Source organism: Streptomyces sp. NPDC057249 (assembly GCF_042669245.1).
Taxonomy (GTDB): Bacteria; Actinomycetota; Actinomycetes; order Streptomycetales; family Streptomycetaceae; genus Streptomyces.
On record NZ_JBHUXS010000001.1, the window covers coordinates 601,489 to 627,151 of the forward strand.

24 protein-coding genes are annotated in these 25,663 nt (G+C 70.0%); 9 read left to right on the forward strand and 15 right to left on the reverse strand.

What is annotated here, in order from left to right; translation table 11 throughout:
- Nucleotides 1–72 precede the first annotated feature (72 nt).
- Nucleotides 73–573, forward strand: a complete 501-nt coding sequence (locus ACFUJY_RS02860) for an AAA family ATPase (protein ID WP_383293461.1) — start codon at nt 73–75, stop codon at nt 571–573.
- Here ACFUJY_RS02860 and ACFUJY_RS02865 read toward each other — a convergent pair.
- Genes ACFUJY_RS02865 through ACFUJY_RS02880 form a run of 4 tightly spaced genes read right to left on the reverse strand, consistent with a single transcriptional unit; the run spans nt 531 to nt 4,511 of the window.
- The gene (locus ACFUJY_RS02865) at nt 531–1,427 is read right to left on the reverse strand and encodes a glycosyltransferase family 2 protein (protein WP_383293463.1); all 897 of its coding nucleotides are present in this window, start codon (nt 1,425–1,427) and stop codon (nt 531–533) included. The two genes, ACFUJY_RS02860 and ACFUJY_RS02865, sit on opposite strands and share 43 nt — an antisense overlap.
- Nucleotides 1,424–2,659 (reverse strand): glycosyltransferase, encoded by a 1,236-nt coding sequence (locus tag ACFUJY_RS02870; RefSeq protein ID WP_383293465.1) that lies wholly within the window; start codon nt 2,657–2,659, stop codon nt 1,424–1,426. The genes ACFUJY_RS02865 and ACFUJY_RS02870 overlap by 4 nt, the downstream gene beginning before the upstream one ends.
- Complete coding sequence (locus tag ACFUJY_RS02875; RefSeq protein ID WP_383293468.1) at nt 2,656–3,360, reverse strand: hypothetical protein; 705 nt, start codon at nt 3,358–3,360, stop codon at nt 2,656–2,658. Before ACFUJY_RS02875 ends, ACFUJY_RS02870 begins: the two co-directional genes overlap by 4 nt.
- Entirely contained in the window at nt 3,357–4,511 is a 1,155-nt protein-coding gene (locus ACFUJY_RS02880; RefSeq protein ID WP_383293471.1) for a glycosyltransferase family 1 protein, read from the reverse strand. Before ACFUJY_RS02880 ends, ACFUJY_RS02875 begins: the two co-directional genes overlap by 4 nt.
- Before the next feature lie 143 nt (nt 4,512–4,654).
- Here ACFUJY_RS02880 and ACFUJY_RS02885 point away from each other — a divergent pair, with 143 nt between their 5' ends.
- Both ACFUJY_RS02885 and ACFUJY_RS02890 read left to right on the forward strand, forming a co-directional pair.
- Entirely contained in the window at nt 4,655–5,626 is a 972-nt protein-coding gene (locus tag ACFUJY_RS02885) for a multiprotein-bridging factor 1 family protein (protein ID WP_383293473.1), read from the forward strand.
- 5 nt (nt 5,627–5,631) lie between these two features.
- Entirely contained in the window at nt 5,632–6,192 is a 561-nt protein-coding gene (locus tag ACFUJY_RS02890; protein ID WP_383293476.1) for a peptide deformylase, read from the forward strand.
- Nucleotides 6,193–6,430: 238 nt separating this feature from the next.
- Here the strand turns inward: ACFUJY_RS02890 and ACFUJY_RS02895 are convergent, their stop codons facing one another.
- From ACFUJY_RS02895 to ACFUJY_RS02920, 6 genes are all read right to left on the reverse strand, one after another.
- On the reverse strand, nt 6,431–6,814 hold the full coding sequence (locus ACFUJY_RS02895; RefSeq protein ID WP_383293479.1) for a hypothetical protein: 384 nt from the start codon (nt 6,812–6,814) through the stop codon (nt 6,431–6,433).
- An 86-nt stretch (nt 6,815–6,900) separates the two neighbouring features.
- Nucleotides 6,901–8,613, reverse strand: a complete 1,713-nt coding sequence (locus tag ACFUJY_RS02900) for a relaxase/mobilization nuclease domain-containing protein (protein WP_383293482.1) — start codon at nt 8,611–8,613, stop codon at nt 6,901–6,903.
- A complete protein-coding gene (locus ACFUJY_RS02905) occupies nt 8,610–9,170 on the reverse strand; it encodes a MobC family plasmid mobilization relaxosome protein (RefSeq protein WP_383293488.1) in 561 nt (186 codons plus the stop codon). The genes ACFUJY_RS02900 and ACFUJY_RS02905 overlap by 4 nt, the downstream gene beginning before the upstream one ends.
- A 267-nt stretch (nt 9,171–9,437) precedes the next feature.
- Nucleotides 9,438–10,175 carry a DUF2637 domain-containing protein gene (locus ACFUJY_RS02910; protein WP_383293490.1) on the reverse strand — a complete coding sequence of 246 codons (738 nt, stop codon included), beginning with the start codon at nt 10,173–10,175 and terminating at the stop codon, nt 9,438–9,440.
- 280 nt (nt 10,176–10,455) lie between these two features.
- Nucleotides 10,456–11,997 (reverse strand): DnaB-like helicase N-terminal domain-containing protein, encoded by a 1,542-nt coding sequence (locus ACFUJY_RS02915; protein ID WP_383293493.1) that lies wholly within the window; start codon nt 11,995–11,997, stop codon nt 10,456–10,458.
- 555 nt (nt 11,998–12,552) lie between these two features.
- A complete protein-coding gene (locus ACFUJY_RS02920) occupies nt 12,553–13,986 on the reverse strand; it encodes a recombinase family protein (RefSeq protein ID WP_383293495.1) in 1,434 nt (477 codons plus the stop codon).
- A 23-nt stretch (nt 13,987–14,009) separates the two neighbouring features.
- Between ACFUJY_RS02920 and ACFUJY_RS02925 the strand changes: the two genes are divergently transcribed.
- On the forward strand, nt 14,010–14,750 hold the full coding sequence (locus ACFUJY_RS02925; protein ID WP_383293498.1) for an LLM class flavin-dependent oxidoreductase: 741 nt from the start codon (nt 14,010–14,012) through the stop codon (nt 14,748–14,750).
- A 37-nt stretch (nt 14,751–14,787) separates the two neighbouring features.
- On the opposite strand, the gene ACFUJY_RS02930 is transcribed toward ACFUJY_RS02925, so the two are convergent.
- The 3 genes from ACFUJY_RS02930 to ACFUJY_RS02940 form a co-directional block, all read right to left on the reverse strand.
- Entirely contained in the window at nt 14,788–15,330 is a 543-nt protein-coding gene (locus tag ACFUJY_RS02930; RefSeq protein ID WP_383293500.1) for an RNA 2'-phosphotransferase, read from the reverse strand.
- A gap of 169 nt (nt 15,331–15,499) precedes the next feature.
- Nucleotides 15,500–16,429, reverse strand: coding sequence for a MerR family transcriptional regulator (locus ACFUJY_RS02935; protein ID WP_383293897.1), 930 nt, complete (start codon nt 16,427–16,429; stop codon nt 15,500–15,502).
- Nucleotides 16,430–16,473: 44 nt separating this feature from the next.
- Entirely contained in the window at nt 16,474–18,246 is a 1,773-nt protein-coding gene (locus tag ACFUJY_RS02940; RefSeq protein ID WP_383293900.1) for an SDR family oxidoreductase, read from the reverse strand.
- A 369-nt stretch (nt 18,247–18,615) separates the two neighbouring features.
- Here ACFUJY_RS02940 and ACFUJY_RS02945 point away from each other — a divergent pair, with 369 nt between their 5' ends.
- The 5 genes from ACFUJY_RS02945 (at nt 18,616) to ACFUJY_RS02965 (ending at nt 23,120) form a co-directional block, all read left to right on the forward strand.
- A complete protein-coding gene (locus tag ACFUJY_RS02945) occupies nt 18,616–19,584 on the forward strand; it encodes an ABC transporter ATP-binding protein (RefSeq protein ID WP_383293503.1) in 969 nt (322 codons plus the stop codon).
- A complete protein-coding gene (locus ACFUJY_RS02950) occupies nt 19,574–20,482 on the forward strand; it encodes an ABC transporter permease (RefSeq protein WP_383293506.1) in 909 nt (302 codons plus the stop codon). Before ACFUJY_RS02945 ends, ACFUJY_RS02950 begins: the two co-directional genes overlap by 11 nt.
- Entirely contained in the window at nt 20,479–21,390 is a 912-nt protein-coding gene (locus ACFUJY_RS02955) for an ABC transporter ATP-binding protein (protein ID WP_383293509.1), read from the forward strand. Before ACFUJY_RS02950 ends, ACFUJY_RS02955 begins: the two co-directional genes overlap by 4 nt.
- Nucleotides 21,391–21,413: 23 nt before the next feature.
- Nucleotides 21,414–22,133 (forward strand): ABC transporter permease, encoded by a 720-nt coding sequence (locus tag ACFUJY_RS02960; protein WP_383293512.1) that lies wholly within the window; start codon nt 21,414–21,416, stop codon nt 22,131–22,133.
- 294 nt (nt 22,134–22,427) lie between these two features.
- Entirely contained in the window at nt 22,428–23,120 is a 693-nt protein-coding gene (locus ACFUJY_RS02965; protein ID WP_383293515.1) for a hypothetical protein, read from the forward strand.
- Between the two features lie 80 nt (nt 23,121–23,200).
- Here the strand turns inward: ACFUJY_RS02965 and ACFUJY_RS02970 are convergent, their stop codons facing one another.
- Nucleotides 23,201–24,007, reverse strand: coding sequence for an HAD family hydrolase (locus ACFUJY_RS02970; RefSeq protein WP_383293517.1), 807 nt, complete (start codon nt 24,005–24,007; stop codon nt 23,201–23,203).
- Nucleotides 24,004–25,293: a serine--tRNA ligase gene (serS, locus tag ACFUJY_RS02975; protein ID WP_383293521.1), complete on the reverse strand. Its 1,290-nt coding sequence runs from the start codon at nt 25,291–25,293 to the stop codon at nt 24,004–24,006. The genes ACFUJY_RS02970 and serS overlap by 4 nt, the downstream gene beginning before the upstream one ends.
- Nucleotides 25,294–25,663: the final 370 nt, after the last annotated feature.

A 25,663-nucleotide genomic window follows, 5' to 3' on the forward strand; every position in this document is an offset into this window, starting at 1 on the left:
GAACGGGGCTCTGGGCCGGCCGACGGTGACAGACTGGCCAGGGGACGTTGGTGGTGTTGAAGGGAGTTGGCGGTGGCCGAGCGCACTCCGGTGGTGTTCCTGCTGGTGGGGCTCACCGGCTCGGGGAAGACCACTTATGCCCAGCGGCAGTTGGAGCCGGAGGGTGCAGTGCGGCTGTCGGTGGACGAGGTCGTCCATGAGCGGCACGGTCGGTACGGCGTCGACTACCCGGAGAACACCTACTTCGAGAAGGAGGCTCCGGTCGTCTCCGAGCTGCACGAGCGGCTCGCCGAGCTGGTCGCCGAGGGCCGGGACGTGGTGTGGGACCACGGGCTGTGGCCGCGTAAGGATCGCGACGCGATGAAGGAGCTGGTGGAGGCGGCCGGCGGCCGGTGGCGGCTGCTGTACTTCCCGGTGGAGCGCGAGGAGCTGCTGCGCAGGCTGGCGGAGCGCAATGAGCGGGAAGACGCCAACGCTCTGGTCGTGACCCCGGAGGCGCTGGACGACTTCTTCGCTCGCTTCGAGAAGCCTCAGGACGAGGGCGAGGAGATCGTGGAGCCGGGCTGGCTCTGAGCCGTGTGTGGGCGCCAGATGGCTGTGATCTTGGCGGCTTCGGCGGCCCAGCCGCTCGGCAGTCGATCGAGCGTGACGTGACGGAAGGCCAGACGCGGGTCGGCGACATCGATCCGGCCGTTGTGGCGGTCGATGTGCTGCAACAGGCGGGACGCCTCGCTGCGGACGGCCGGGGTGTGCTCGACCCAGTCACCGGACGTGAACCGGTCGACCCGTCGTCGCAGGTCGTCCAGGACGCCCGAGCGCCACTTGAAGTGGTGGACGCATGCGAGCGTGTCTGGGTCGGGCTTGTGGCCCGGTGCCCGGTGGTTGCCGGATGCAACGGCTACCGAGGAGTGGGCAAGGACGATCTTGCGGGGATCGCCCTTCAGCAGCCGGTGGGTGAGGTGCCCGCCGAGCGGGAAGGACCGGTCCAGTCCGATTTGCGGCCGCCACAGTGCCAGCCGCCCGTCGTTCGTGGCGCGGTCGAGCATCAGCCCACCGATCACCTTGTGCTTGGCGGTCTCGGCCCAGGCGATCATCTCGTTGAGCGGGGCGGGGTAGGTCTGGAACTCGTCTGAGTCGGTGATCAGGTGCCAGCCGGGGCCCGCATGCTCGCGCAGGAAGTCGCGGAGCTGGGTGTTGGTGTGCTCGTGCCAGGGGCCGGTGCTGATCCGGGCAGGGACGATGCCGAGGTCGTGGCTAGCCGCGATGAGCTGGTGCCGCCAGGCGGCGTGGATGTGGTCGGGGAAGTGGAAGGCGAGGTGGAACCGCTCGACGCCGAGTCGGCGGTAGTGGGCGGTCCAGGCGGCCAGCAGGGCCGGTTCGACCGGGCCGACCACCGCGACCAGGGCGGGAGAGACGGGTGTCTTCATCGGGATTCCTTGGTCAGGCGGGTGTAGGTGTCGGTGAGGAAGGCGGCCTGGTCGGCCGCCGAGTTCATGTTCAGCGCCCCGCACGCTGACGGGCCCGGGCGGGCGGGAGCATCTGCCGCGAGCTGGTCCAGCGCCTTGGCGAGGGCGTCCGGATCACCGGAGGGAAAGAGCCTGGTCCACGGCTCCCCGGCGAGGCGGGCGGTCAGCTCGGGGTCGTGCGCGGAGACGATCAGCGGTACGCCGAGGCGGACGGCGTCCATGACCAGCCCGGATTCCTTGCCCACGCCGGACTTCCGGGCGACGAGAGCCGCGTCGGCGGAGGCATAGACGAGCCGCAGGACCTGGTCACCGACCGGGCCGGGCACGGTGTGCAGGTGGACGTTGGGGAGCTGGTGCCAGCGTGTGAGGACGGCGTCGTCCAGTGGCGTGCCGCACACCAGGACGTGAAGCGGGGCGGTGAGGCGGGCGAGGGCGGCATCGATGGTGGGGATGTCCTTGTAGGGCCACCAGCCGCCGATCACACATACGGCCGTTGCGTCGGCGGGGATCGTGAAGGCGCTACGAGCCCCGTCGCGTTCGGAGTTGGTCAGCGGGCGTCCGTCATCAACCGCGAACGCCCTCACCACGCCGGGAAGGTGAGAGAAGTGCGGTCCGACCTGGTCACGGACGGCGGCGGTCGGGTACAGCGCGATCACCCGCTTCTCGCCCTTGCGGGCGAGCCGGCCCAGCCACCGGACGGGACGGTCTTCGGTGGTGACCGCCTCGTGGACGAACCGCAGGTGCGGGGTGCCGCCGAGCAGGGCGGCGGCACCGTGCAGGGCCTCGCTCGCGCTGAGGATCACCACGGACGAGGCTCGCGGGGTGAGACGGCGTGCGGTGCGAAGGCAGGCGGCCTCGGTCAGGCACCGGGCGAGAAGGGTGACCTGGTGCGGGGACCTGCGGACCGTCTGCGGCCAGCTCCGGGAGGCGAAGACCCGCTGACCAGCGGCAGCGACGCGGGCTGCCGCCCGTGCGACGGCGAGAAGGATCCTCGCTGCCGGTCCGGCCGGACCGGCAGCGACTCGGGCTCCCGATCGAACCAGCGGGGCCAGGTCCTCGCTCAGGCCGCCGGGGGCGATGACGAGGCTGCCCGGCCGTTCGGCGGCGAGCGCCGCCAGCGTGCGCTGGTGATGCCCGCCGGCCCGGTGGGCGTATGGCTCGATCAGCACCAGCGGCCCGGGAACGGTGCTCATCCGGTCACCGCCTGCTCGCCGTGCAGCGTGGTGAAGTGCTGGTGCAGCCAGGGCGGGTCGTTGAGCGCCTCGAAGCGCTGCGGGTCGCGGGCGGCAGCCTGGGCGAAGGCGATTCCGTCGCGGGCTCCGGCCGCCGCGTAGGGGGCGAATTCGCCGTCGCGGCTGGCCGTCCAGGCGGCGATGCGTTCCTGGGTGGAGGCGTCGGTCATTCCGTACTCGCTGCCGCGCGCGAGCATCGCGCACTCGCGGAAGCCCGCCTTCCACGCGTGGAACGGGCTCTGGTTGAACCGCGTGACCCCGGCGGTCCGGCGGCAGAACTCGACGCGTCCGGGTAGTGCGGCCAGCACGTCGACGGCTTGGCCCATCTCCCTCAGCGCCGCGCGTCGGATCAGCTTGAGCCCGCCGTAGCCGTAGGTCAGACCGTTGACCGGGTTGACCGCCTGCCAGACCCGCATCGCCACACCGTCGGCCAGAGGCTGGACCGCTGCGGTGGGGAACTCGGGGTCGATGGCGAAGTCACCGTCGGCGAGGAAGAACTGCTCGGTGTCGACCAGCTCGGCGGTGAGCCGGTAGGCGCGTCGCATCCCGCGGACTCCGTGCAGGCGCTTGACGCTGCCGCCCAGAACCCGGGCGAGGCGGGTGTGCAGGGAGCCGGCCAGCGGCTCGTCGTACGAGAGCTGCACTGCCTCGAAGCCGGTCACTTGATCGCCTCCAGGTAACGGGCTGCCACCACGGCGGGCGTGAGGTCGCCGGTGGAGGCGTGCGCGCGCTTGGCGTGCACCAGGTAGAACTCGGTATCCGTGGCGAGGCGCTCGGCGATCTGGACGGCCTGCTCGTCGGTGTCGAACAGCAGCTCCTGGTCGATGTGCTCGGCCAGCCAGCCGGTGCGTGGGCCGATCACCGGCAGGCCCATCGCCTGGCAGTCGATCACCGACATGGACCAGGGGCAGCCCGGGCGGAAGGGGGCGATGCCGAAGTGGGCGCTGGCCAGCAGGTTGCGGTAGCGGATGCGGTCGCCACGGTCGGAGGCGATGGCGACGCCGTCCGTGGTCGCCAGCTCCTCCAGGTGCCGTTCGGGGCTGGGGTCGAGGCGGATTCGCTCGGGGCTGCGGGTGCCGAACAGGTCCATCACCGTGAGCCGCACCGGGGCGTCGGCGACGAGGCGGCGGGCGAGCTGGGTGAAGCGAGCGGTGCCGTAGTGCTTGTACAGGCGGTGGTTGTAGATGCCCGAGGCCCTGCCTGCGGGCGGGGTGATGTCGGCCGGGTCGCGTACCAGCCGTACGTCCCTGGGTGCGGGGACGACGTGCAGCTTGTCGCCGAGTTCGACGCCGGTACGGGCGGCGGCCGCGGTGGTCCAGGAGGCAGCGGTGGAGGAGTGGACGAGGACGCGGTCGCAGGCCCCGAGGCCGGCGGCGAAGGCCAGCAGCACGCTACGGCCCAGGCCCCGGTCGTCCAGCGCGGGGTCCAGCTCCAGGACGCCGGTGTCGGTGAAGGAGAACGGCAGGTAGTGGCAGTAGCCCGCGATCAGCGCGTCGACCCCTGCTTCCAGGAGTGCGGCCCGGATCGCGGGAGCGGCCTCGATCTGGTTGGCCACCACGACCTCGGGCCGTCGGTCGCGGATCAGGGCGACCAAGGCGTCCATGCCGGGATCGAAGCGGGCCCGGTACTTGGTGGACGGCGAAGCGGTGAGCGCGAAGTGCACGCGGGCGTCGCCGACCGGCACGGGCGAGGCCACGGTCACCTCTGCCCCGGCGTCGGTCAGGGCCGGGGCGAGCATGTCGGCGAAGGTGTAGCCGGAATCAGCGGACAGCTGACTGGCGTTGGAAACGTTGAGCAGATACAGCACGCGCATCGCTGAGGCCCTCCTCGTTGGGGCCCGGGGGTCGACCTGGGCCGGTAGAGGAAGCAAACTGGCGGACGGGGCCGTGACAGAATGGTGAATCGAGATCACTCACGGTTCATTCATCTCATCCGATGGCCGGGGCGGGGGCTTTGATGGATGCGCGGAACGATGCCTTGACGGTTGAGCAAACCGCCGAGGCGTTCGCGGCGGAGGTCGCCTACTGGCGTGAGGTGCGGGGCCTGGCCAAACGGGAGTTGGCGAGAAGGATGGGCTTCGACCCGTCTTACGTAAGCCACGTCGAGTCGGGCCGGCACAAGCCGACCGAGGACTTCGCCCGTCGTGCGGAGGAGGCCCTGAACGCGGGCAAGGCCATCTGGAAGCGCTGGCTGGAATACGAGACGGCCAAGGCTCCCGTGGCCCCGGCGACGGTCGTACCCGTCCCCCGCCGGACCGAGCAGCCATACGCGACCGGGTCGGCGATCGTCGTCGAGCACGACGCGGCCCGCCTCGACTACGACGGGCGCCTGTACCGGCTCACGATGCGTCGGTTGTTGCGGAACACCGGCAGTGAGCCCATCACCCGCTATCTGATCCGCATCAGCGTCGACCGTTACCCGGGCGAGCCGGAACAGTCCAACGCCCACTATCGCGCGCATCCGCTGACCTGGGACGAGCTCTCGCTGACCGCGACCTGTCGAGGGGAGGCGATGCGCTGGCAGGCCAAGCACGACCGCGATGCCTTCAAGGAGGTGTGGCTGCTGTTCGAGAACGAGCAGGGCCGCTTCCCTCTCTACCCGGGTGAGTCGGTGTGGATCGAATACGCCTACTCGGTGGGCGAGGAGAAATGGGGCCGCTGGTTCCAGCGCGCCGTCCGCCTGCCTACCGAGCATCTGGTGGTTGAACTCGCCTTTCCTGTTGAACTCGACCCCGTTGTGTGGGGCACCGAGACGTCCATGACCGCCGAAGCGGTTCCGCTGCGAACGGCACCGGTCCAGCGCCAGGAGGGAGGGGTGCGCGTCTTCGCCTGGAGCACTTCCGCACCCGCGCTCCACGCCCGATACCGTTTGGAGTGGCGGTTCCGGGCCGGTCCCGAACATGATGCGGATAACGGGGAGTTCAGGTGATCCAGATGCGTCCCAGTGAACAGATGCGGGACCTCGGCGTCGTGCAGCGCGGGGCCCCCGTTCTTGCTGAGCAGGCACGCGTCTTCGACCTGCCGACTGAGCGCGAGGCGGCCGAGCAGGCCATCGAGCGGCTGTTCTCCTCGATGGAGCGGATCGGGCAAGTCCACCCCTTCGCCAAGGGCATGGGCATCGCGGCGCCCCAGATCGGCATCGGCCGTGCCGCCGCCGTCGTCCAGCCCCACGCCGCCGAGGCTCCGGCGATCGTCCTGCTGAATCCCCGAATCACCGACCGTTCCAGCGAAGAAGACGAGCAGTACGAGGGCTGTCTGTCGTTCTTCGACGTTCGCGGCATGGTCCCTCGGCCGCTGTGGATCACCGTGGAGACAACCACGCTGGAGGGCCGTCTGGTGACCACCACCTACGAACGAGGGCTCGCCCGGCTGGTTCACCACGAGATCGACCACCTCGACGGCCTGCTCTACACCGCACAGATGCGGACGGGCGTCGTTCCCATCCCTGTGGAGGAGTACCGCCAGACCGGGCGGGCGTGGGACTACGAGAAGTAGCAGCCGAGGCCGGCCCGTGCTTCGTGGTGGTCGCTCAGCGGCCCGTCCCGGATCTTTGGTCCGCTGCCCGGCAGGCTGCTCCCAGATCGTGATCGTGGAGGGTGTCTTCGGCGAGTCATCCTGGTGCGCTCAACGGCACCGACTACCGCAGCCACGCCGAGCGGAACGCCGTCATCGCCGTACTACATGCGATGGCCCAACGCCTGAGCCGAACCGAAAGGGGCGTGTAGCCCCCGAGTCACCCATCCGTGTTTGGAACGCGGCGAAGCCGGACTGAGAAGTCCTCCATGGGCCCCTCCGGGACCGGCACCCACATCTCCATAGCCGTCACGATCTCCGTCAGCCGTGACTCGAAGCCCACCACACCGACCTCGTCGGCTCCGTATTCGTGCCACAGTGCGACGAGCTGATCCTCACGTTCACCGAGGTCGATCAACTTGTCGGCGAGTACGAAGCCGTCGAGAGAAGGCTTCCCGGCCTCAAGCACCCAACGGCTCGCGGCCGCATCCGCGGCGATACCGCGGCCCGCCAGCTCGACGATCCTGAACGGCACCCCGGGATCAGCGGCTACAGCCAGAAACACAGCCAGCGACACTGACTTCCGCACGGTCTTTTCAGCCACTCGTCAGACCCCTCCCCACAACAGCAAGCCGCCTGGTGGCCACGAGAAGTCAACCTACAGAAATGCCTACCCGGGGTCACTAGCCGTCAGCGGCGCCGGTGGTGTTGGTCGGTGGGGCGCGCCGATGCCGTGGTGAGGGTATTCGGTTGGGTCTGGTGTGTGCTGCGCGCAGACACGAGGGTCGAGCGGAGGCGGGCGGCTTCGGCTCGGAGGTTGGGGGCGGGGTCGCGGCTGGTGTGCTGGATTCGCGTGATCAGGACGCGGGCGGGCTGGCGGGCGGTCGTGAGTTCGCGCTGAGCGGCGGCTTCCTTGAGGAGCTGGTGGGGTTTGTGGCCGCCAGCTTCGGCGTCGGCGAGGACGGTGGCGAGGGCCGGCCAGGCGGGGTCGGTGAGGATGCGGTCGGCGTGGTCGGGGACGGCGGCCCGGACGTCGTGGGCCAGGATTCGGCTGGCCTGGTCGCTCGGCTGACGAGCGGCGAGGGTGTCGATGACCGGGGCGAGGGCGTGGTCGGCGGCGGTGTGTAGGTGGTGGAGGGCCTGACGGGCGGCTTCGGCCTGGTGGGCGTGATTCTGTGCCTCGTGCCAGCGGGCGGCGACGATCGTGGCCCAGGCGAGGGCGGCGAGCAGGGCGGCGAAGGCACTGCCGTCGGGGCCGGTGGCGGTGTGGACGATGTCGCGGGCCGCGCGGCGCAGGGTGTGGGCGGCCTGGTGCTCGGCTCGGATCTGGGAGCGCTGGGCGCGGGCGAATGTCCGTGCTGCGGTTCGCAGTTCGGCTCGGGAGTGGTCAGGTGCTTTCTGTGCGGTGGCCTCGATGAGTTCGCCGAGCGCTGAGATGTGGGCCTGGGCGTGGGTGTCGTCGGTCCTGCCCTGGTGGAGGGTGTCGAGGGCGTCGGTGGCCTGGTGCCAGGGGGTGGTGGGGCGCTGTCGGCGTGCGGTGGGGTGTTCTTCGGGTGCGGTGGTTTCCAGGCGGGCTTTGAGCTTGGGGAGGGTGAGGTCGGGGGCGATCTTTCCGCCGGGGTGGAAGATCTGTTCGCCGTCCTTGTTGAGGTCGCCGGGGCGGCTGGCGGCGTAGCCGAGGAGGTCTCCGGACGGTCCGCGGCGGGGTTTGATCGCGATGCCGTCGGCTTCGAGGTAGGCGAGGAGTTCTTCCGTGTTGCTGGCGTGGGGGATGGCGGCGCGGATGCGGTCCTGGAGCCAGTCGGCGCTGGTCTGTTCCCAGCCGAGGCGTTGGGCCTTGTGCATCTCTGCCTGGGTGGGGCGCTTTCCGGCGGTGCGGTCGCCCTTCTTCAGTTGGCGCAGGCCGTACTCGGTCTCGATCTGGCGGCAGGCGTCGCCGACGCGGATGCCGCTGCCGTGGATTTTGGGGCGGCGGCCGTCTTCGCGGACGGTGGTGGCGAGGATGTGGATGTGGTCGTCCGCGTGGCGTACGGCAATCCACCGGCAGCCGAGGTCGTCGCCGGGCGGGGCGATGCCCGCGGCTTCGACGATGCGCTGGGCGATGTCGGCCCACTCGGCATCGGAGAGGTGCCGGTCCTCAGGGGCTGCGCGGACTGGGCAGTGCCAGACGTGGTCGCTGATCTTCTTCCCGAACTCGCTGTTCCGGAGATGCACGGGTTCGTCGAGGTGGTGGGCGAGCTGGGTGAGGGTGGTGTCCGGGTTCCGGCCGGGGTCGGGCATGCCGAGCATCGCGAAGCCCGCGACGACGTGCGGGTCGAGGTGCTCGTCGTGGCGGCCGGGGCCGTAGAGGTAGGCGAGCAGGCCACGGGTGTTGGACCCGGCCGGTTTGATCGCGGCGATCACGCGGCCTGCTCCTTCTCAGCCTCGGCGGGTCCACACAGGGCCTGGGCGATCAGGTCCAGCAGCTGGCGCAGCTCGTCGAGACGGTGACGTACGTCGGGCGGGGTGAGGTCGCTGTTGAGGGCGCGGGCGATCTGGTTGACGTTGACGCCGATCCGGTTGAGCTCACGCAGTACCTGGGCGCGGAACATGTGGGTGCGGCGGCGGTCCTCGGACAGCGGCAGGTTCGCGGTGAACCGGCCGGTGATGAAGGCGAGGGCGATGTCCGCGGTGAAGCCGGATTCCCCTTTGTAGCCATGCTCGGCTGCGGCCTCCTGGAGCGCAGCGTGCTCGTCACCGGTGAAGCGCAGCGGTCCGACACGGACGGTCCGCTTGGTGCCGGTGAAGCGGCGGATCGTCGGCTGCACGCTCTGCGATGCTCGTTCGCCGGCCGTCGGGTCGGTGGCATGTGCGGGGCTGAGGATCTGCTGCTGGACGGCGTGGAGCTTGTCCTGGTCGGGGCCGCCCTCGGCCCCGACCTCCCGGCCAAGCGCCCCCTGGCGCTGGGCCGACTCCGCCACCCCCGGGGCGGAGATCCCCGAAGTCCGGCCTTGAGTCGGACTCGGGGTACTACTGGCTCCGCCCGGGGCAGCCCGTCCGAACGCCTGCCGCAAACGGTCCAAGATCCTGGACGACTTCGCCGGCGACGGACGCGCGCCGAGGGTGTCGATGGGGTGGCGGTCGTGCATCACGATCGGTTTCTCCGTGAGGGGGGTGAGGAGCTGGCCGGGGCTCGGACTGCGGGCCTTCGGGACGGGGCTTGAGGCTCCGGTCGGCCACGAGGATCGTCAGCTGCCGGTCGGGATGGAGCCGGCCTTGGTGTCGAACTCGGGCCGAAGGGTGTTCATCACTTCGGTCAGTCGTTTGCCGCTGACCGAAAGGCCCTTGTCCCGTATGGCCTGCTGGACGATCGCCCGTGTGAGGCTCTTCTTCTCGGCGACGGCGATGCGGCCTATCTCAACCAGTTCGTCGAGAGTGGCGCCGGGCGGTCGACCACCGCGTGCCTTGTTCTGCGGAACTGTTCGTTGGGGTTCCGGTCGCTGAACGGAACTACCGGCCACCGGATCAGGGACCTGATCGGGAACAGGAACCGGACGGTCGGCGGGCTCGGCGACGAGCTGGTGGAGTTGCCGCATCAGGACGCCGAAGGCGAGGAGGGCGGCGCTTGGCGGGACCGCGGCGACGACGTAGTCGAGCCAGTGCGCAGTGCGGGAAGCGTCGGCTCCGCTCACGCCCGCCACGTTGAGCGCTATGGAACTGACCGACCCGACGGTGGTGATGGCGATGGCCCATCGGTCGGTCACCTGGCGCAGACCCGCACGGAGCATGAGCAGCTCGCCCGCGATGATGAAGGCGTCCAGGGTGGCAGGCCACGTCCATCGTCGCGCGGGGAAGCCGCCGAGCCCATGCTGCCCTGCGACATCGGCGAGGTGCGCGTAGGAGAGCCAGAAGGCGCCGATGGTAAGGGCGACGATGACCCCTCCGGCCGCCGCGAGCGCGTATCGCTCGGTGCTCTGCTTGGTCATGCCCGCGCTCCCCTCGCAGTGGCGACAAGCGCTGCGGTGGTGTCGGCCGGGGATGCGGTGACGAGCAAGGGTGTTCTCCACGGGTTGTGAGGGCGGAGGCGTCTACGCTGCCCCCTCTCCAAGGAGGGGGCAGCGCGTACGCGCCCAGGGTGTGAATGCGCCGTTCGATGGCGCGTAAGCGTCTGATCTGCGGTTTCCCGAGACTCGTACGCGGCGGAGGCGGTGCGTACACGCCCTCGGCGGGTCGGGGCGCGTACGGCACCGCGTACGGGTCCGCCGGTCAGGAAACGGCGGTCATGTGGCGGGTGGCGGCCTTCCATCGGGTTGCTTGGCCGCCCCCGGTGCCGCCGCCGGCGCCGGTCTCCTGGGCGGCGAGCCCGCTCTTGGTGAGGTTCTCCAGGCGACGCCGCGCCCTGGCGATGTCCGCCGCGACGGGTTTGTCCTCACCGGTGATCTGCGTGGCGAGCTGACGAGCGGTGAGCCCCTTCGCGCCCGCCTGCCGCAGGAGGGTCAGCGGGTCGAGGCTCGTGTCGACGCGCGACGTGCCACGGGGGTGGTCGTGGATGACCGGTAGCGGGCCGATCTCGTCGTTGATGGTCTTGAGATGATGGAGGTGGACCACCGGGTCCCCGGCCGCGCCGCTGAGGAACAGAACGCTTCCCGCGCCCGCGGTGAACCAGGCTGAACCGTAGACCTGGTCGAGGACAGGGCGCTGGGTGCGCGAGGCGTCGGGGCCCTGCTTGCGCTGGTGGTGCAGTTCGAGAAGCTCGACGCCGTCGCGCAGGAGCTGCTGGCGGGCGTTGTTGTACGCGAGGCCGGCCTCGTCGTCGGTGAGCTTGCCGACCACGTCCTTGAGGCTGTCGATCACCACGGTGTCCGCCCCGTGCTCGGCGGCCAGCTCGGCGAGGAGCTGAGGCTCGGTGTTGAGCGAGGCGGGCAGTGGTCCCGACCAGAAGACCAGGCGCCGACCCAGGATGTCCCGGTCGGCCTGGTGCACGACCCGGGTGAAGGCGCGGGCGAGCTGGCTGGGCCGGTCCGCTGCGATGTAGAGGACCTTCTCGCCCTCCCGTACGGGCATGTCCAGGACCTGGGCGAGCAGGCCGAGGCGGGCGAGGACGATCTGCTGCGCGATCGTCGATTTTCCGACGCCGGGTGGCCCGACGAGCATCAGGCTTTCACCCGATGCCCAGGCCGCTTTTCCCGGCGTCCCCCACACGGGTTCGGTGGTGGTGGGGGTGTCGGTGACGAAGGACCAGCCGTCCACGGCGTACCGCTGGAGTCGCCCGCCCGAGCTGTGGCGGGCTCGGTCGGCGGCCTCGCTCAGCGATGCCGCCAGCAGGCTCCGTACCTCCGCCGGGTCGGCTCCCGGCGCGGTGGCGCCTTGGAGCACGCGCAGCGCCGTGGACTGCAGGGCACGCAGGTCGGCGTGGCTGCGGATGATGTCCGCGTAGTACGTGGCACCTGAACCCACGGTCGCCGAGGCTGCAAGGGAATGCAGGTATGGGGAGCCGCCCACGCGCGTGAGGTCGCCGGTGGTCTTCAGCTGGTGCGACAGCGCGACCGCGTCGGTCGGCGCTTCCCGCCTGCGCAGCTCCAGCAAGGCGTGCCAGATCGTGGTGTGCGCGGGCCGGAAGAAGTCGCCCGGTTCCAGCGCCTGCCGGACCTCGTCGATGGCCGAGCTGTGGAACATGCAGGCCCCGAGCACGGCGGCCTCGGCGTCGGTGTCGTGGGGCTGGGGGGCCGTGACGCCGATCGCGTCCTGCGGGCCGGTGCGGGAGTGAGCGGATGGTGCTTGCCACTGCGGGGTCGTACCCTGGGGCACTGAGCTTCCTTGTCTCGGGCCGATACGGACTGGCAGGTCCCGGCACCGTGTAGATCGTTTTGGGCGGTCGTCTTGGGAGTAGCAGCGGCCTTGGTGCTCCAACACCGGGGCCGCTTCTCTGCGTGGTGGCTCAGGCAGCCTTCTCGTATCGCGACGCGGTCATCAGGTCGGCCAGCCGTGCCGCGCTGTGAGGGCTGATCGTCGTGGTGAAGCCGGCGCAGACACGCCGCAGGGCCTGGGCTCGGGCTTCCTCGTGTCGTGCGGTTCGGGTCGTGGTGGCGGTCGTCGGTGCTGGGGTCGCCTGGGGTGGCGGGCGCATGGGCAGCTCCTTGCGGCCGGTGCGGGGATGGCAGTCCCCGCACCGCATGAGGTCGTCGGGCGGTCGCTTGCATCGCGCTGCGTCCAGGTGCTCCAACACCTGGGGCCGCGCGTGCCGCGCTCATGACCGACTGGCAGGCCGTCCGAACGCGACGCCCATAAGTTTCCGGAGGATCGCCGGTTGGGTGAACCGGCGATCTCGTGGATAATCCGCCCCCGCCCGAGCCTGGCCGGCCCTCAGAGCTGGTTCTGTTCGATGTCGATGCGGTCCCAGTCGAAGACCCCGCTCGGCTTGCCGGAGGCGTCGATGACCACGCCGGAGAAGAGGAAGCGGAGCACCGCGTTGCGCCGCTCGTCCGTCATCTCGTCGGCCTCCCAGGCCGCCCTGGCCCCCGGACCCGTAAGTCCGTCGAGCAGCTTCACCGGACGTACGACCATCCGCTTCTGGGCCTTGGCGATCCGGTCGGTGATGCCCTTGCGCATCGCCCGGTACTCCGCCGTGGAGATCTCCTTGGCGGTCCACATCTGGTTGAGTTCGGCGAGCTGCCGCTGGTCCGCCTCCACCGCCTCGGTCAGGGCGTTCGTGGGTGTGGCGGAGGAGAGCCGGCCGGAGACGGTGAGGCGGCCGAGCAGGTCGATCGCGGCCTCGGTGACGAACTCCTCCAGCTTCACGGCGGCGATGCGGCGGACGCACTTCTTCTCGTCGTTACGGCTCTTGCGCGTGCACAGGTACGAGGGCACCGCCCCGACCTTGGTGCCGGACATGAGGGTGCCGCAGCGCTTGCACATGACCAGGCCGCGCAGCAGGTAGAAGCGGCGCAGTTCCAGGTTGGTCTGGTGGATCGCGGACCGGTACTCGCGGCGGGCGCGGACCTCGGCCCAGGTGCCGGCGTCGATGATGGCGGGCCACTTCCCAGCGCCGACCTCCTCGCCCTGGTGCATGCGGATGCCGGCGACGTGGCGGGAGTCGAGCAGCGCCCGGACGGTGCCCTGGGTCCACTCCTTGCCATACACGGTCCGGATGCCGCGTTTGTGGAGGACCAAGGCGATGGCGACCGGGCTCTGGCCCTTGAGGTAGCGGTCGAAGACCTCGCGGACGATCTCGGCCTCGTCCTCCCTGACGGTCATGCCGTCGGGCTCGTACCCGAACCGCCGCTTGCCCGAGTGCGGCATGCCGGTCTCGGCGCGCTCCGCGAGTGCGGACTTCAGGCGGCGGGAGGTGTCGTCGGAGGAGCGGCAGGCGTGGGCGACCTCGATGCGGAGGATGAAGCGGTCGTCGGGGTCGGAGAGGTTCCGGCGGTTCGCCTCGCCGTGCAGCACGATCTCCTGCTCGTCGGAGACCTGGAGCAGTTCCTCCAGGTCGCGCGGCTGCCGCATGAGCCGGTCGGGGTGGTACGCGATGATGTGCCGGAACTCGCGACGCCGGGCGTGTTCGAGGAGCTGGTCCCAGCCGGGTCGCTTGCGGTCGCGGCGCCAGGCGGAGCGGCTGTTGTCGACGAAGACGTGGGCGGGGTCGATGGCCAGGCCACGGCGTTCGGCGATCTCCCGGCAGATACGTTCCTGCCGGTCGACGCCGGTCTGGTCGTCATCGTCGGCCTGGGATATTCGGCAGTACAGGGCGGCCGGTTCACCTGGGGTGATGGTCGGCTCTCGGTGCTTGGGGCGGGGCATGGCACCGATGGTATGAGCAAGGCTTGGGCTCGCCGAACTTCCGCCACCCGGTCACCCTGGCCAAGGAACTGATCTCGCTCGACGACATCTCGGCGGGCCGGATCACGCTGGGCATCGGCGCGGGCGGCAACGGCTTCGACGCGACGACCCTGCTGCGGAGCGGCGAGGCCCCGTGGACGCCGCGGCAGCGCGCCGACCGCTTCGGGGAGTTCGTCACGCTGCTGGACGCCCTGTTGCGCGAGCCGTCCGACACGTCGTACGAGGGGGAGTTCTACGCGGCCACCGAGGCGCGGAACCTGCCCGGCTGTGTGCAGCGGCCCCGCGTGCCCTTCGCCGTGGCCGCCACGGGCCCGCGCGGCCTGGCGCTGGCCGCACGCCACGGGCAGGCGTGGGTGACCACGGGCGACCCGAAGCTGTACGAGGCGGGCAGCGGTGCGCAGTCGGTCGAGGCTCTGGGGCGGCAGGTGGACGGGCTGGGGCGCGCATGCGCGGAGGCCGGGAGGGATGTGGCCGAGCTGGAGAAGGTCCTGCTCACCGGATTCACGCCGGAGTTCAACCGGGGCCTCGCCGCGGGCGGGGGCCGGCCCTTCGACTCCGTCGACGCGTTCGTGGACTTCGCGGGCAGGCATGCGGAGCTGGGGTTCACGGAGATCGTCATCCACGCGCCGGTGCCCGCCGACGGGCCGGGGTTCGACGCGGCGGTGCCGGACGAGAAGTTGTTCGAGGAGATCGCGACGCGGGGCGCGGCCCAGCTGGCCGGCTGACGGCGGGCCCGGGGTCCGTACGCTCTCGGGCCCCGGCTCAGCCCGGCAGGCGCAGGAACTCGGCGGGCACGGCATCCGTGAGCCACACCCCGTTGGCGCTGACCCAGAACGTGTGGCCCGCGCGGTGCATGGCGCCCGCGTCCACGGACAGCACGACGGGGCGCCCCCGCCGGGCCCCCACGCGGGTAGCGGTCTCGCGGTCGGGTGAGAGATGGACGTGGGTCCGGTTCATGGGGCGCAGCCCTTCGGCACGGATCGCGTCCAGAGACCGGCCGACCGTACCGTGGTAGAGGTACGCCGGCGGTTCGGCCGGCGGCAGCCCCAGGTCCACGGCCACGGTATGGCCCTGGCTCGCCCGGATGCGACCGGCGACCACGGCGAAGCGTTGCTTGTCGTTCGAGGCGACCACATGGTCGAGCTCCGCCCTGCTGATCGGAAAATGGTGGCGGGCCGCCGCGCTCAGCAGCTCCTCGATCGGCACCCAGCCGTGGGCGTCGAGCGTGAGCCCGATCCGTTCGGGCTGGTGCCGCAGATGTTTGGAGAGGTACTTGGACACCTTGACGGTGCGTCTTTCGTCCATCCCTTCAGCGTGCCGCTGACACCTCCTCGGTGCATCCGCATTTTGCCCGCGCTTCACCGGAACGAATGCGGATCCCGAGGTTTGATCCACAGTCAGTTCGACTTATCCACAGGTAAATTGACGACTCTGTGGACAATGGCCGTCCCGAATGGGCGCTTTGAGTAACTTGTCAGGTTCCGCGGCTCGGTGAGGCCAGTGAGTCCAACGTCCTCTTGTTCACCTCCCGTTCGGCCGCAGCAGCGATGAAGGCGCCCACATCACCGGCTCCAACCAGCCTTTCCACCGCGCCGATCGTCGAGGCCGGCAGCCTTACGGGGGCCTCGTCGCGGGCGGCGGCTGCGGCTTCGCCGGCCACGTCGGCGGCCAGGTGGAATTCCAAGTGCCGCGTCGCGAACATCCGCATCGCCCGAGCGAGTTCCACGTCCACGGTCTGCTGGGCGAGCGGCCTCAGGCGCCGCACCATCGACGCCGCGTCGTCCGCGTCCGCGTCGGTCGGGGGCCGATGGCCCAGATAGCGGGCGAAGACGTGCTCGGTCGTGAACTCCAGGAAGCGGCAGGCTATTCGCTCGACCTGGCCGCGAAGTTCTCGCAGCTGCGCCGCGATAGCGGACAGCGGCACGCCGGCGCCGTGCAACTCGGCTGCCACGGCGAGTTCCTGAGGGCTGGGGACGCCGAACTCGTCGTTCGTCCCCGGAAGTCGTTCGAGCACACCGAGCTCGACCGCCTCGTCGATGGCCCGGTCATCGGTCTCTCCCCCGAACTTCGCCGCCAGTTGGGCGCGGGTGATGCGGCCCGCTCGCTCGTCGGTCCACGGGCCGTGCACCTCGGCGACGAGCCCCAGCACACCCCCCAGCCCACGGCCCGTGTCCCAGGCATCGAGCAACTCCTTGATGCTGGCCAGCGTGTAGCCCCGGTCCAGCAGATCGGCGATCTGCCGGAGGCGGGCGAGATGGGCGGGTCCGTACACATTGGCCCGGCCTCGCCGCTCCGGGGCGGGCAGCAGGCCGCGGTCCTGATAGCTCCTGATCGTCCGGACCGTGGCGCCGCTGACGTGTGCCAGGTCCTCGATCCGGTACTCGCGCGCCAACGGCCCGGCCACCGGCCCGCGTTCGCCCTCGGCGCTTCCCGCCCGCCCCGCCCGGCTCACAGCGGCGGCTTCAGCCGGGCGATGCCCCGCAGTACGCCGGGGCCGACGCGGGACAGGAAGCGTACGGCGTGGGACTCCGGCGTCACCGGGACGACGGCCTGATTGCGCACGACGGCACGGAGAACCGCCTCCGCCACCTTCTCCGGCGGATAGTTGCGCGCGCCGTAGAGCTTGCCGGCACGCTTCCGCAGTCGCTGTTCCTCCGCCGGGTCCGTCCCGACGAACCGCGCGGTGTCGGTGATACCGGTGTTGACGATCCCGGGGCAGATCGCGCTGACCCCGATCGACTTCTCGGCGAGCTCGGCCCGCAGACACTCACTGAGCATCAGCACGGCGGCCTTGGACGTGCTGTACGCGGGGAGGGCGCGGGACGGCTGGAAGGCCGCCGCTGACGCGGTGTTGACGATGTGGCCGCCCTGGCCGCGCTCCGCCATCTGCCGCCCGAAGAGCCGGCAGCCGTGGATGACCCCCCACAGGTTCACGTCCAGGACGTTCCGCCAGTCCTCGGACGTCGTCTCCAGGAACGGCCCCGACAGCCCGATGCCCGCGTTGTTGACCAGGACATCGACCACGCCGTACGCATCGGCCACCCGCGCGGCAAGTTTCTCCATGGCCTGCTCGTCGCTGACGTCCACCGCCTCGGCCCAGGCTTCCGGAGCTCCTGCCGCCCGGGCTGACTCCGCAGTCCGCTCGGCGCCTTCGGCGTCGCGGTCGACGGCCACCACCCTGGCCCCCGCCTCCGCGAAGGCCAGCGCCGTGGCGCGCCCTATGCCGCCCGCAGCACCCGTCACCAGCACGAGCCGGCCGCCGAACCACTCCGCGTACGGTCCACTCGCGGGGGACTCCACCGGAGCGCCGCCCGCCCGGGCCGACTCGACGGCCGTCACGAACTCGCCGACCCACGAGGCCAGCTGGTCCGGGCGGGTGCGCGGCACCCAGTGCTTGGCCGGAAGCGAGCGGCGGGTCAGCCGCGGTACCCAGGACTCCAGGTCGTCGTAGAGCTGTTCCGACAGGAACACGTCCCCGGTCGGCGTGATCAGCTGCACCGGGACGTGCGCGTACGCGTCGGTACGCGGCCTGCGCAGCCGGGAGCGGACGTTGTCCCGGTAGAGCCAGGCCCCGTGCGCCGCGTCGTTCGGCAGCGACGGCGTCGGGTAGCCGCCCGGGGGCACCTTCTCCAGCCGCTCCAGGATGCCCGGCCACCGCTTGCCGAGCGGCCCGCGCCAGGCCAGCTCGGGCAGAACCGGGGTGTGCAGCATGTAGACGTACCAGGACTTGGCGCCCTGTCCGAGGAGCTGGCCCACCCGGCGTGGGGTGGGCCGGTTCACCCGGCGCTTGATCCAGTGCCCGAAGTGGTCCAGGGAAGGGCCGGACATCGAGGTGAAGGACGCGATCCGGCCCTCCGTACGGCGGACCGTCGCGAACTCCCAGGACTGGACCGAACCCCAGTCGTGTCCCACCACGTGCACGGGACGGTCCGGACTCACCGCATCGGCCACGGCCAGGAAGTCGTCGGTCAGCTTCTCCAGCGTGAAACCGCCGCGCAAGGGCTTCGGAGCCGTCGATTCGCCGTGCCCGCGCACGTCGTACAGCACGACGTGCCATGCGTCGGCGAGCCGGGCGGCGACCTGCGTCCAGACCTCCTTGCTGTCCGGGTAGCCGTGCACCAGCACGATCGTCGGCCGCTCCGGGTCCCCCAGTTCGACCACGCACAGCTCGATCCCACCCGTGGCCACCCGGCGCTCGCGCGCGCCCGGCAGATCACGCAGCCGTGGACCGCTGTTCCCCGCGGACCGCCCCTCGACCGCGGGCCGTTCGCTCTTCCCTCGTGACGCCATGCCACCGTCCGTTCGCTGCTGTGTGCGGTACGTGCTCGTAACGTGACATTGATGAATGTGACAATGACCGGCGGCTGCGTCAAGGGGTGTGCGCGGCCTGTGGACAACTCTCCGTGCAGGCCATGACGGGTTTCGGCCGGGGGTCGAGTGGTCCTCAGTGAGGGCCCCTTACGGGCTCCCTACAACTCGAGTCTGACGCCGATCCAGCCGTCAGGTCTGACGACTGCTGTGGTCCGCGCCACTACCGTCGTATCCGTGAATGTCATCGCTGCCGAAGGCCTGAGTAAACGGTTCCCCCGGGTGACCGCGCTTGACCGGCTCACCCTGGACATCGGCCCGGGTGTGACCGGGCTGGTGGGCGCCAACGGGGCCGGCAAGTCCACGCTGATCAAGATCCTGCTGGGGCTGTCCCCCGCGACCGAGGGCAGGGCCGCCGTGCTCGGGCTCGACGTCTCGACCAGCGGTCCCGCCATCCGCGAGCGGGTCGGCTACATGCCGGAGCACGACTGCCTGCCGCCCGACGTCTCGGCCACCGAGTTCGTCGTCCATATGGCGCGCATGTCCGGACTGCCACCGACCGCCGCCCGTGAACGCACGGCGGACACCCTGCGCCACGTCGGCCTGTACGAGGAGCGCTACCGACCCATCGGCGGCTACTCGACGGGCATGAAGCAGCGGGTGAAGCTGGCCCAGGCGCTGGTGCACGACCCTCAGCTGGTGCTGCTCGACGAGCCGACCAACGGGCTCGACCCGGTGGGCCGCGACGAGATGCTCGGCCTGATCCGCCGGATCTACAGCGACTTCGGCATCTCGGTCCTGGTCACCTCGCACCTGCTCGGCGAGCTGGAGCGGACCTGCGACCACGTCGTCGTCATCGACGGCGGAAAGCTGCTGCGTTCCAGCTCCACCAGTGACTTCACCCAGACGACCACGACCCTTGCGGTCGAGGTCACCGACAGCGACGCCCACCCGGACGGAACGGGCGCCCTGCGCCGTTCCCTCACCGAGGCGGGCGTCACACTCGTCGGTCTCGACGGGCTGGACACCCAGGGGCTGCCCGGTGCTGGTCACATCCTGCTGGTCGAGGCGACCGGCGAGGAGACGTACGACCTCGTGCGCGACAGCGTCGCGGGGCTCGGACTCGGCCTGGTCAGGATGGAACAGCGCCGTCACCACATCGCCGAGGTGTTCCGCAGCGACGAGGAGCGGCCCGCGGCCGTGCCGGCCGGAGCCGTACTGCAGAAGGGGAGCGGACGCGATGAGCACTGAGACCGGCGCCGCGACCGGGAACGAGACCTCCCGGATCCACAACATCGGCTACCGCGCCTACGACGGCCCGCGGCTCGGGCGCGCGTACGCCCGCCGCTCGCTGTACTCTCAGACCCTGCGCGGCTCCTTCGGGCTCGGCCGGTCGGCCAAGTCCAAGGTGCTGCCCATGCTGCTGTTCGGCGTGATGTGCATGGTGGCGGCGATCATCGTCGCCGTCGCCATCGCCACCCCGGGGACGACGAAGCTCCCCATCAAGTACACGTCGTTCGCGATCTACCTGCAGCCCGTGATCAGCCTGTTCATCGCCGCGCAGGCTCCGCAGGCGGTCTCCAGGGACCTGCGGTTCAAGACCGTGCCGCTGTACTTCTCACGGCCGATCGAGCACGGCGACTACGTCCTCGCCAAGTTCGCCGCCATGGCCTCCGCGGTCTTCGTGCTCACCGGGGCGCCGGTCGTGATCCTCTACATCGGCGCGCTGCTGGGGAAGTTCGACTTCGGCGACCAGACCGCGTGGTTCGCCCAGGGGATGGTTTCCGTGCTTCTGCTCTCCGTGCTGTTCGCCGGACTCGGCCTCGTGATGGCCGCGCTGACCCCGCGCCGCGGCTTCGGCGTGGCGGCCGTCATCGCGCTGCTGATGATTACCTACGGGGCGGTCTCGACCATCCAGGAGATCGCCTGGTCGACGGGTTCGGACGGCGCGGTGCCGTGGCTGGGGCTGTTCTCCCCGATCACGCTGGTCGACGGGGTGCAGACCGCGTTCCTCGGTGCGACTTCGGCCTTCCCCGGCGGGAACGGTCCGGGCGCCGGCACCGGCGTCCTCTACCTGCTCGTTGTCCTCGCGCTCGTCGCCGGCTCGTACGCCGTACTGATGCGCCGCTACCGGAAGGTCGGCCTGTGACCACCATCGAGATCGACCACACCTCCCGCTGGTTCGGCAACGTGGTCGCCGTCAACGACGTCAGCATGACCGTGGGTCCCGGTGTCACCGGTCTGCTGGGCCCCAACGGCGCGGGCAAGTCGACGCTGATCAACATGATGGCCGGGTTTCTCGCACCGTCCACGGGCACGGTCACGCTGGACGGGAAGGCGATCTGGCGCAACGAGGCCGTGTACCGGGAGATCGGTATCGTCCCGGAGCGCGAGGCGATGTACGACTTCCTGACCGGCCGCGAGTTCGTGGTGGCCAACGCCGAACTGCACGGACTGGGCGCCGCCGAGGCGGCCGCGGCCCTGGCCACGGTCGAGATGGAGTACGCGCAGGACCGCAAGATCGCGACGTACAGCAAGGGCATGCGCCAGCGCGTGAAGATGGCGTCCGCGCTGGTCCACAACCCGTCCGTACTGCTGCTGGACGAGCCGTTCAACGGGATGGACCCGCGCCAGCGGATGCAGCTGATGGACCTGCTGCGGCGGATGGGCGCCGAGGGCCGGACAGTCCTCTTCTCCTCGCACATCCTCGAAGAGGTCGAACAGCTCGCCTCGCACATCGAGGTCGTCGTCGCGGGCCGGCACGCGGCGTCCGGTGACTTCCGCCGCATCCGGCGCCTGATGACGGACCGCCCGCACCGCTATCTCGTACGGTCGAGCGACGACCGGGCCCTGGCCGCCGCGCTCATCGCCGACCCGTCGACGGCAGGGATCGAAGTGGACCTGAGCGAGAACGCCTTGCGTATCCAAGCGATCGATTTCGGTCGCTTCACCACGCTGTTGCCCAAGGTCGCGCGCGAGCAGGGCATCCGTCTGCTGACCGTTTCACCGTCCGACGAGTCCCTCGAATCGGTCTTTTCCTATCTCGTAGCGGCCTGAGGCCGACAAGGAGCTGTGACGTCATGTACGACCCCACAGTCGCCCGGCTCACCTACCGGGCGCTGCTCGGCCGGCGCCGGGCCGCCATCCTCTTCGTACTGCCCGCACTGCTGATCGTCATCGCGGTGGCGGTACGGATGTTCGCGGGGGCCGACGACCAGGTGGCCTCGGACGTTCTGGGCGGGTTCGCCATCGCGACCATGGTGCCGCTGATCGGCGTGATCGCCGGTACGGGCGCCATCGGGCCGGAGATCGACGACGGTTCGATCGTCTACCTGCTGTCCAAGCCGGTGAGCCGGCCGACGATCATCTTCACCAAGCTGATCGTCGCGATCGCGGTGACCATGGTCTTCTCGGCGGTGCCGACGCTGATCGCGGGCCTGATCCTCAACGGCAACGGGCAGCAGATCGCGGTGGCGTACACCATCGCCGCCCTGGTCGCCTCGATCGCCTACAGCGCGCTGTTCCTGCTGCTGGGCACGGTCAGCCGGCACGCGGTCGTGCTGGGACTCGTCTACGCGCTGGTGTGGGAGGCCCTGTTCGGCAGCCTGGTGCCGGGCGCGCGCACGCTCAGCGTGCAGCAGTGGTCGCTGGCGCTGGCGGAGAAGACCGGCGGCGACGGTGCGATCACCTCGGACGTGGGTCTGCCGCTCGCCACGGTCCTGCTGGCCGTGGTCACCGTCGCGGCGACCTGGTACGCGGGGCAGAAGCTGCGCACGCTGAAGCTGGCCGGCGAGGAGTGAGTGGACGGCCGTCCGACATGTGACAACCCCCGGCCCCCGGCCGGGGGTTGTCACATGTCGGACAGTCTTACGCGTAACTGTACGTTTATCGGCGCGTTGTCCTCGGTGCGTGGAGGCAACTGGAATCCGTGGCGTCGTAGCGTTCGTGAAAGTGCAGATGGCCGATGCGGCGGGGGGGAGCGCCCTCGTCGGTCGGTTCCTTGAGTGAGTGGCAACCGTGAGCGTCCTCCGCCCCTGAAGCCCGGGGAGAGGGCTGTCCATTTCCGCGAAGCTTTCATGAACGGAAGGCAGCTCATGCCGACGGAAGTCGCTCTACTTGAATCGCGCGCGCTGCGCGTCGAACAGATGGGGCGTGTCGACGCCCTGGACAAGGTGAAGTGCCTTGTCATGCTCCCGGACGGGATTCACGTTCGCACAGGGGATGTGGCTCGTTACTTCGAAGTATCCACAAGGGCGGTCCGGAGGCTGACCGACCGCCATCAGGGCGAGCTCTCCGAGAACGGGATGCGAGTGCTGCGCGGCTCTGACCTGCGTGACTTCCATAGCGACATGCTGTCGCTATGGGGTGGCCAAGAGGGAGAAAGTTATCCACAGGCGGCCACTCAGCTCCGCCTCTACACCCGTCGGACGGTGCTCAACGTCGCCATGCTTCTTCGCGACAGCGACGTCGCCCGATGCGTGCGTACGTATCTGCTCGACGCCGAGCGGGACCTGCGCGCGGGGTACGCGTCGCTCGAACACCGCGTCACCCGGGTCGAGAGCCACCTGGCCGGCGTGGGCACCGCGCTCCAGGAGCTGGGCCCCGTCCTCAGCCGGATGTCGCACCGGCTGGACAGCCTCGACCGGAGGCTGGAGGCCACGCACCAGGTCGTCGGCGCCATGAGTGTGCGGCTCAGCGGGGTGTCCGAGGACGTCGTCCGGCTCGACGACCGCATGGACGCACTCGCGCGCAATCTGAAGGAGCTGAACCGGCGCAACCAGCGCTGATTCCGCCCCGCAGGCATGGAAAAGGCTCAGGGACCGAGGCGGTGCCCCGGTCCCTGAGCCGCGCGAAGAGGGCGGGAGGTCTACGGCTGCCGCAGCAGCCGCTCCAGCACCACCGCGATCCCGTCGTCCTCGTTCGACGCGGTCGTCTCCTGAGCGACGGCCTTCAGATCGGCGTGGGCGTTGGCCATGGCCACGCCGTGCCGGGCCCACGCGAACATGGGGATGTCGTTGGGCATGTCACCGAAGGCGATCGTGTCCGCGGCCTTCACGCCCAGTCGGCGGGCGGCGAGCGAGAGGCCGGTGGCCTTGCTCAGTCCCAGCGGCAGGATCTCCACGACCCCCGGACCCGCCATGACCACGTCCACCAGATTCCCGACCGCCGCCCGCGCGGCCTTGGCCAGTGCGTCGTCGTCCAGATCCGGGTGCTGTATGTACACCTTGTTCAGCGGCGCGGCCCACATCTCGGCCGGGTCCTGGACGAAGACGGCCGGCCGCGGCCCCTCCTGCACGCGGTAGCCCGGCCCGACCAGCACCTCGCCGTCGAGCCCGTCGCGGCTCGCGGCCAGCGCCAGCGGACCGACCTCGGCCTCGACCTTGGAGAGGGCGAGCCCGGCGAGCTGCCGGTCCAGGGTGAGCGACGTGAACAGCCTGCGCTCACCCGCGTGGTAGACCTGGGCGCCCTGCGCGCAGACGGCCAGCCCCTCGTAGCCGAGGTCGTCCAGGATGTGCCGGGTCCACGGGACGGCGCGGCCGGTGACGACGATGTGCGCCGCGCCGGCATCGGCGGCGGCCTTCAGCGCCTCGCGGGTCCGGGGGGAGACGGTTTCGTCGTCGCGCAGCAGGGTGCCGTCGAGATCGGTCGCGACGAGCTTGTAGGGGAAGGTCACTTGGCGACCGGCTCCAGAATCTCGCGCCCGCCCAGGTAGGGGCGGAGCATCTCGGGCACCCGCACCGAACCGTCCGCCAGCTGGTGGTTCTCCAGGATCGCCACGATGGTGCGGGGGACGGCGCAGAGCGTGCCGTTCAGCGTGGCCAGGGGCCGCATGGCCTTCTTGCCGTCGCGGGTCTCCCGCATCCGGACCGAGAGCCTTCGCGCCTGGAACTCGCCGCAGTTGGACGCCGACGTGAGCTCGCGGTACTTGCCCTGGGTCGGGATCCACGCCTCGCAGTCGTACTTCCTGGTGGCCGAGGCCCCCAGGTCGCCGCTGGCGACGTCGATGACCTGGAAGGGCAGTTCCAGGCCGGTGAGCCACTGCTTCTCCCAGTCCAGGAGGCGCAGGTGCTCGGCCTCCGCGTCCGCCGGGTCGACGTACGAGAACATCTCGACCTTGGTGAACTGGTGCACCCGGAAGATGCCGCGGGTGTCCTTGCCGTACGTCCCCGCCTCGCGGCGGTAGCAGGAGGAGTAGCCGGCGTAACGCAGCGGCAGCTGCTCCGCGTCGATGATCTCGTCCATGTGGTACGCGGCGAGCGGTACCTCGGAGGTGCCGACCAGATACTGGTCGTCCTTGTCCAGGTGGTAGACGTCCTCCGCGGCCTGGCCGAGGAAGCCGGTGCCCTCCATGGCGCGGGGGCGGACCAGGGTGGGGGTCAGCATCGGCGTGAAGCCGGCCTCGGTGGCCTGGGCGATCGCCGCGTTGACGAGGGCGAGCTCCAGCAGCGCGCCGATGCCCGTCAGGTAGTAGAAGCGTGAGCCGGACACCTTGGCGCCGCGCTCCATGTCGATCGCGCCGAGCGCCTCGCCGAGCGCCAAGTGGTCCTTGGGCTCGAATCCCTCGGCTCCGAAGTCGCGGATCGTTCCGTGCGTCTCCAGGACGACGAAGTCCTCCTCGCCGCCGACCGGCACGTCCGGGTGGACGATGTTGCCGAGCCTCAGGAGCAGATTTCTGGTCTCCGCTTCGGCCTCGTCCTGGGCGGCGTCGGCCGCCTTGACGTCGGCCTTGAGCTGCTCGGCGCGGGTCAGGAGTGCGGCGCGCTCCTCGGGCGAGGCCTTGGGAATGAGTTTGCCGAGCGATTTCTGCTCGGAGCGGAGTTCGTCGAAAGCGGTCCCGGACGACCTGCGCCGTTCGTCGGCGGAGAGCAGGGCATCGACGAGTGCGACGTCCTCTCCCCGGTTGCGCTGGGAGGCGCGAACACGGTCGGGGTCCTCACGAATCAGGCGAAGGTCAATCACTCCTCCAGGCTACCGGTGTCGGCTTCGCCCACTTGAACCGATAGGGACAAGCGTGGCGCTTTGCCCGAATTGGCAGTATTTGGCATTGTGAGGCGGGTTGGCCACCGGGCTTGTGCGGCGGGGTAGTTGGGCAGGGCTTTTCCACAGGAGTGGCCGACTCGTCAAAGTTATCCACAGGCTGTGGGGGAAGTCTGTGGACGTGGAAGAGATCATTCCGGGGGCCCGGTGAAAACGCGCGGATTCAAGGTTCAAACCCGTTTCACGCGCTCGTTCGAGTGGGAATTGCTAGCCCTAAAGAGTTGATCGACGGAATTGGGCTGACACGGGGTGAACGAGTGCCCTGTGGATGGGTGCGAGTGACCCGTGTCGG

Coding starts and splice junctions, on each gene's coding strand:
- ACFUJY_RS02890 (WP_383293476.1), top strand. CDS start 5,632: ATGCGTCCCAGTGAACAGATGCGGGACCTCGGCGTCGTGCAGCGCGGG.
- ACFUJY_RS02880 (WP_383293471.1), bottom strand. CDS start 4,511: ATGCGCGTGCTGTATCTGCTCAACGTTTCCAACGCCAGTCAGCTGTCC.
- ACFUJY_RS02865 (WP_383293463.1), bottom strand. CDS start 1,427: ATGAAGACACCCGTCTCTCCCGCCCTGGTCGCGGTGGTCGGCCCGGTC.
- ACFUJY_RS02885 (WP_383293473.1), top strand. CDS start 4,655: ATGGATGCGCGGAACGATGCCTTGACGGTTGAGCAAACCGCCGAGGCG.
- ACFUJY_RS02910 (WP_383293490.1), bottom strand. CDS start 10,175: ATGACCAAGCAGAGCACCGAGCGATACGCGCTCGCGGCGGCCGGAGGG.
- ACFUJY_RS02870 (WP_383293465.1), bottom strand. CDS start 2,659: ATGAGCACCGTTCCCGGGCCGCTGGTGCTGATCGAGCCATACGCCCAC.
- ACFUJY_RS02930 (WP_383293500.1), bottom strand. CDS start 15,330: ATGGACGAAAGACGCACCGTCAAGGTGTCCAAGTACCTCTCCAAACAT.
- ACFUJY_RS02960 (WP_383293512.1), top strand. CDS start 21,414: ATGTACGACCCCACAGTCGCCCGGCTCACCTACCGGGCGCTGCTCGGC.
- ACFUJY_RS02950 (WP_383293506.1), top strand. CDS start 19,574: ATGAGCACTGAGACCGGCGCCGCGACCGGGAACGAGACCTCCCGGATC.
- ACFUJY_RS02965 (WP_383293515.1), top strand. CDS start 22,428: ATGCCGACGGAAGTCGCTCTACTTGAATCGCGCGCGCTGCGCGTCGAA.
- ACFUJY_RS02920 (WP_383293495.1), bottom strand. CDS start 13,986: ATGCCCCGCCCCAAGCACCGAGAGCCGACCATCACCCCAGGTGAACCG.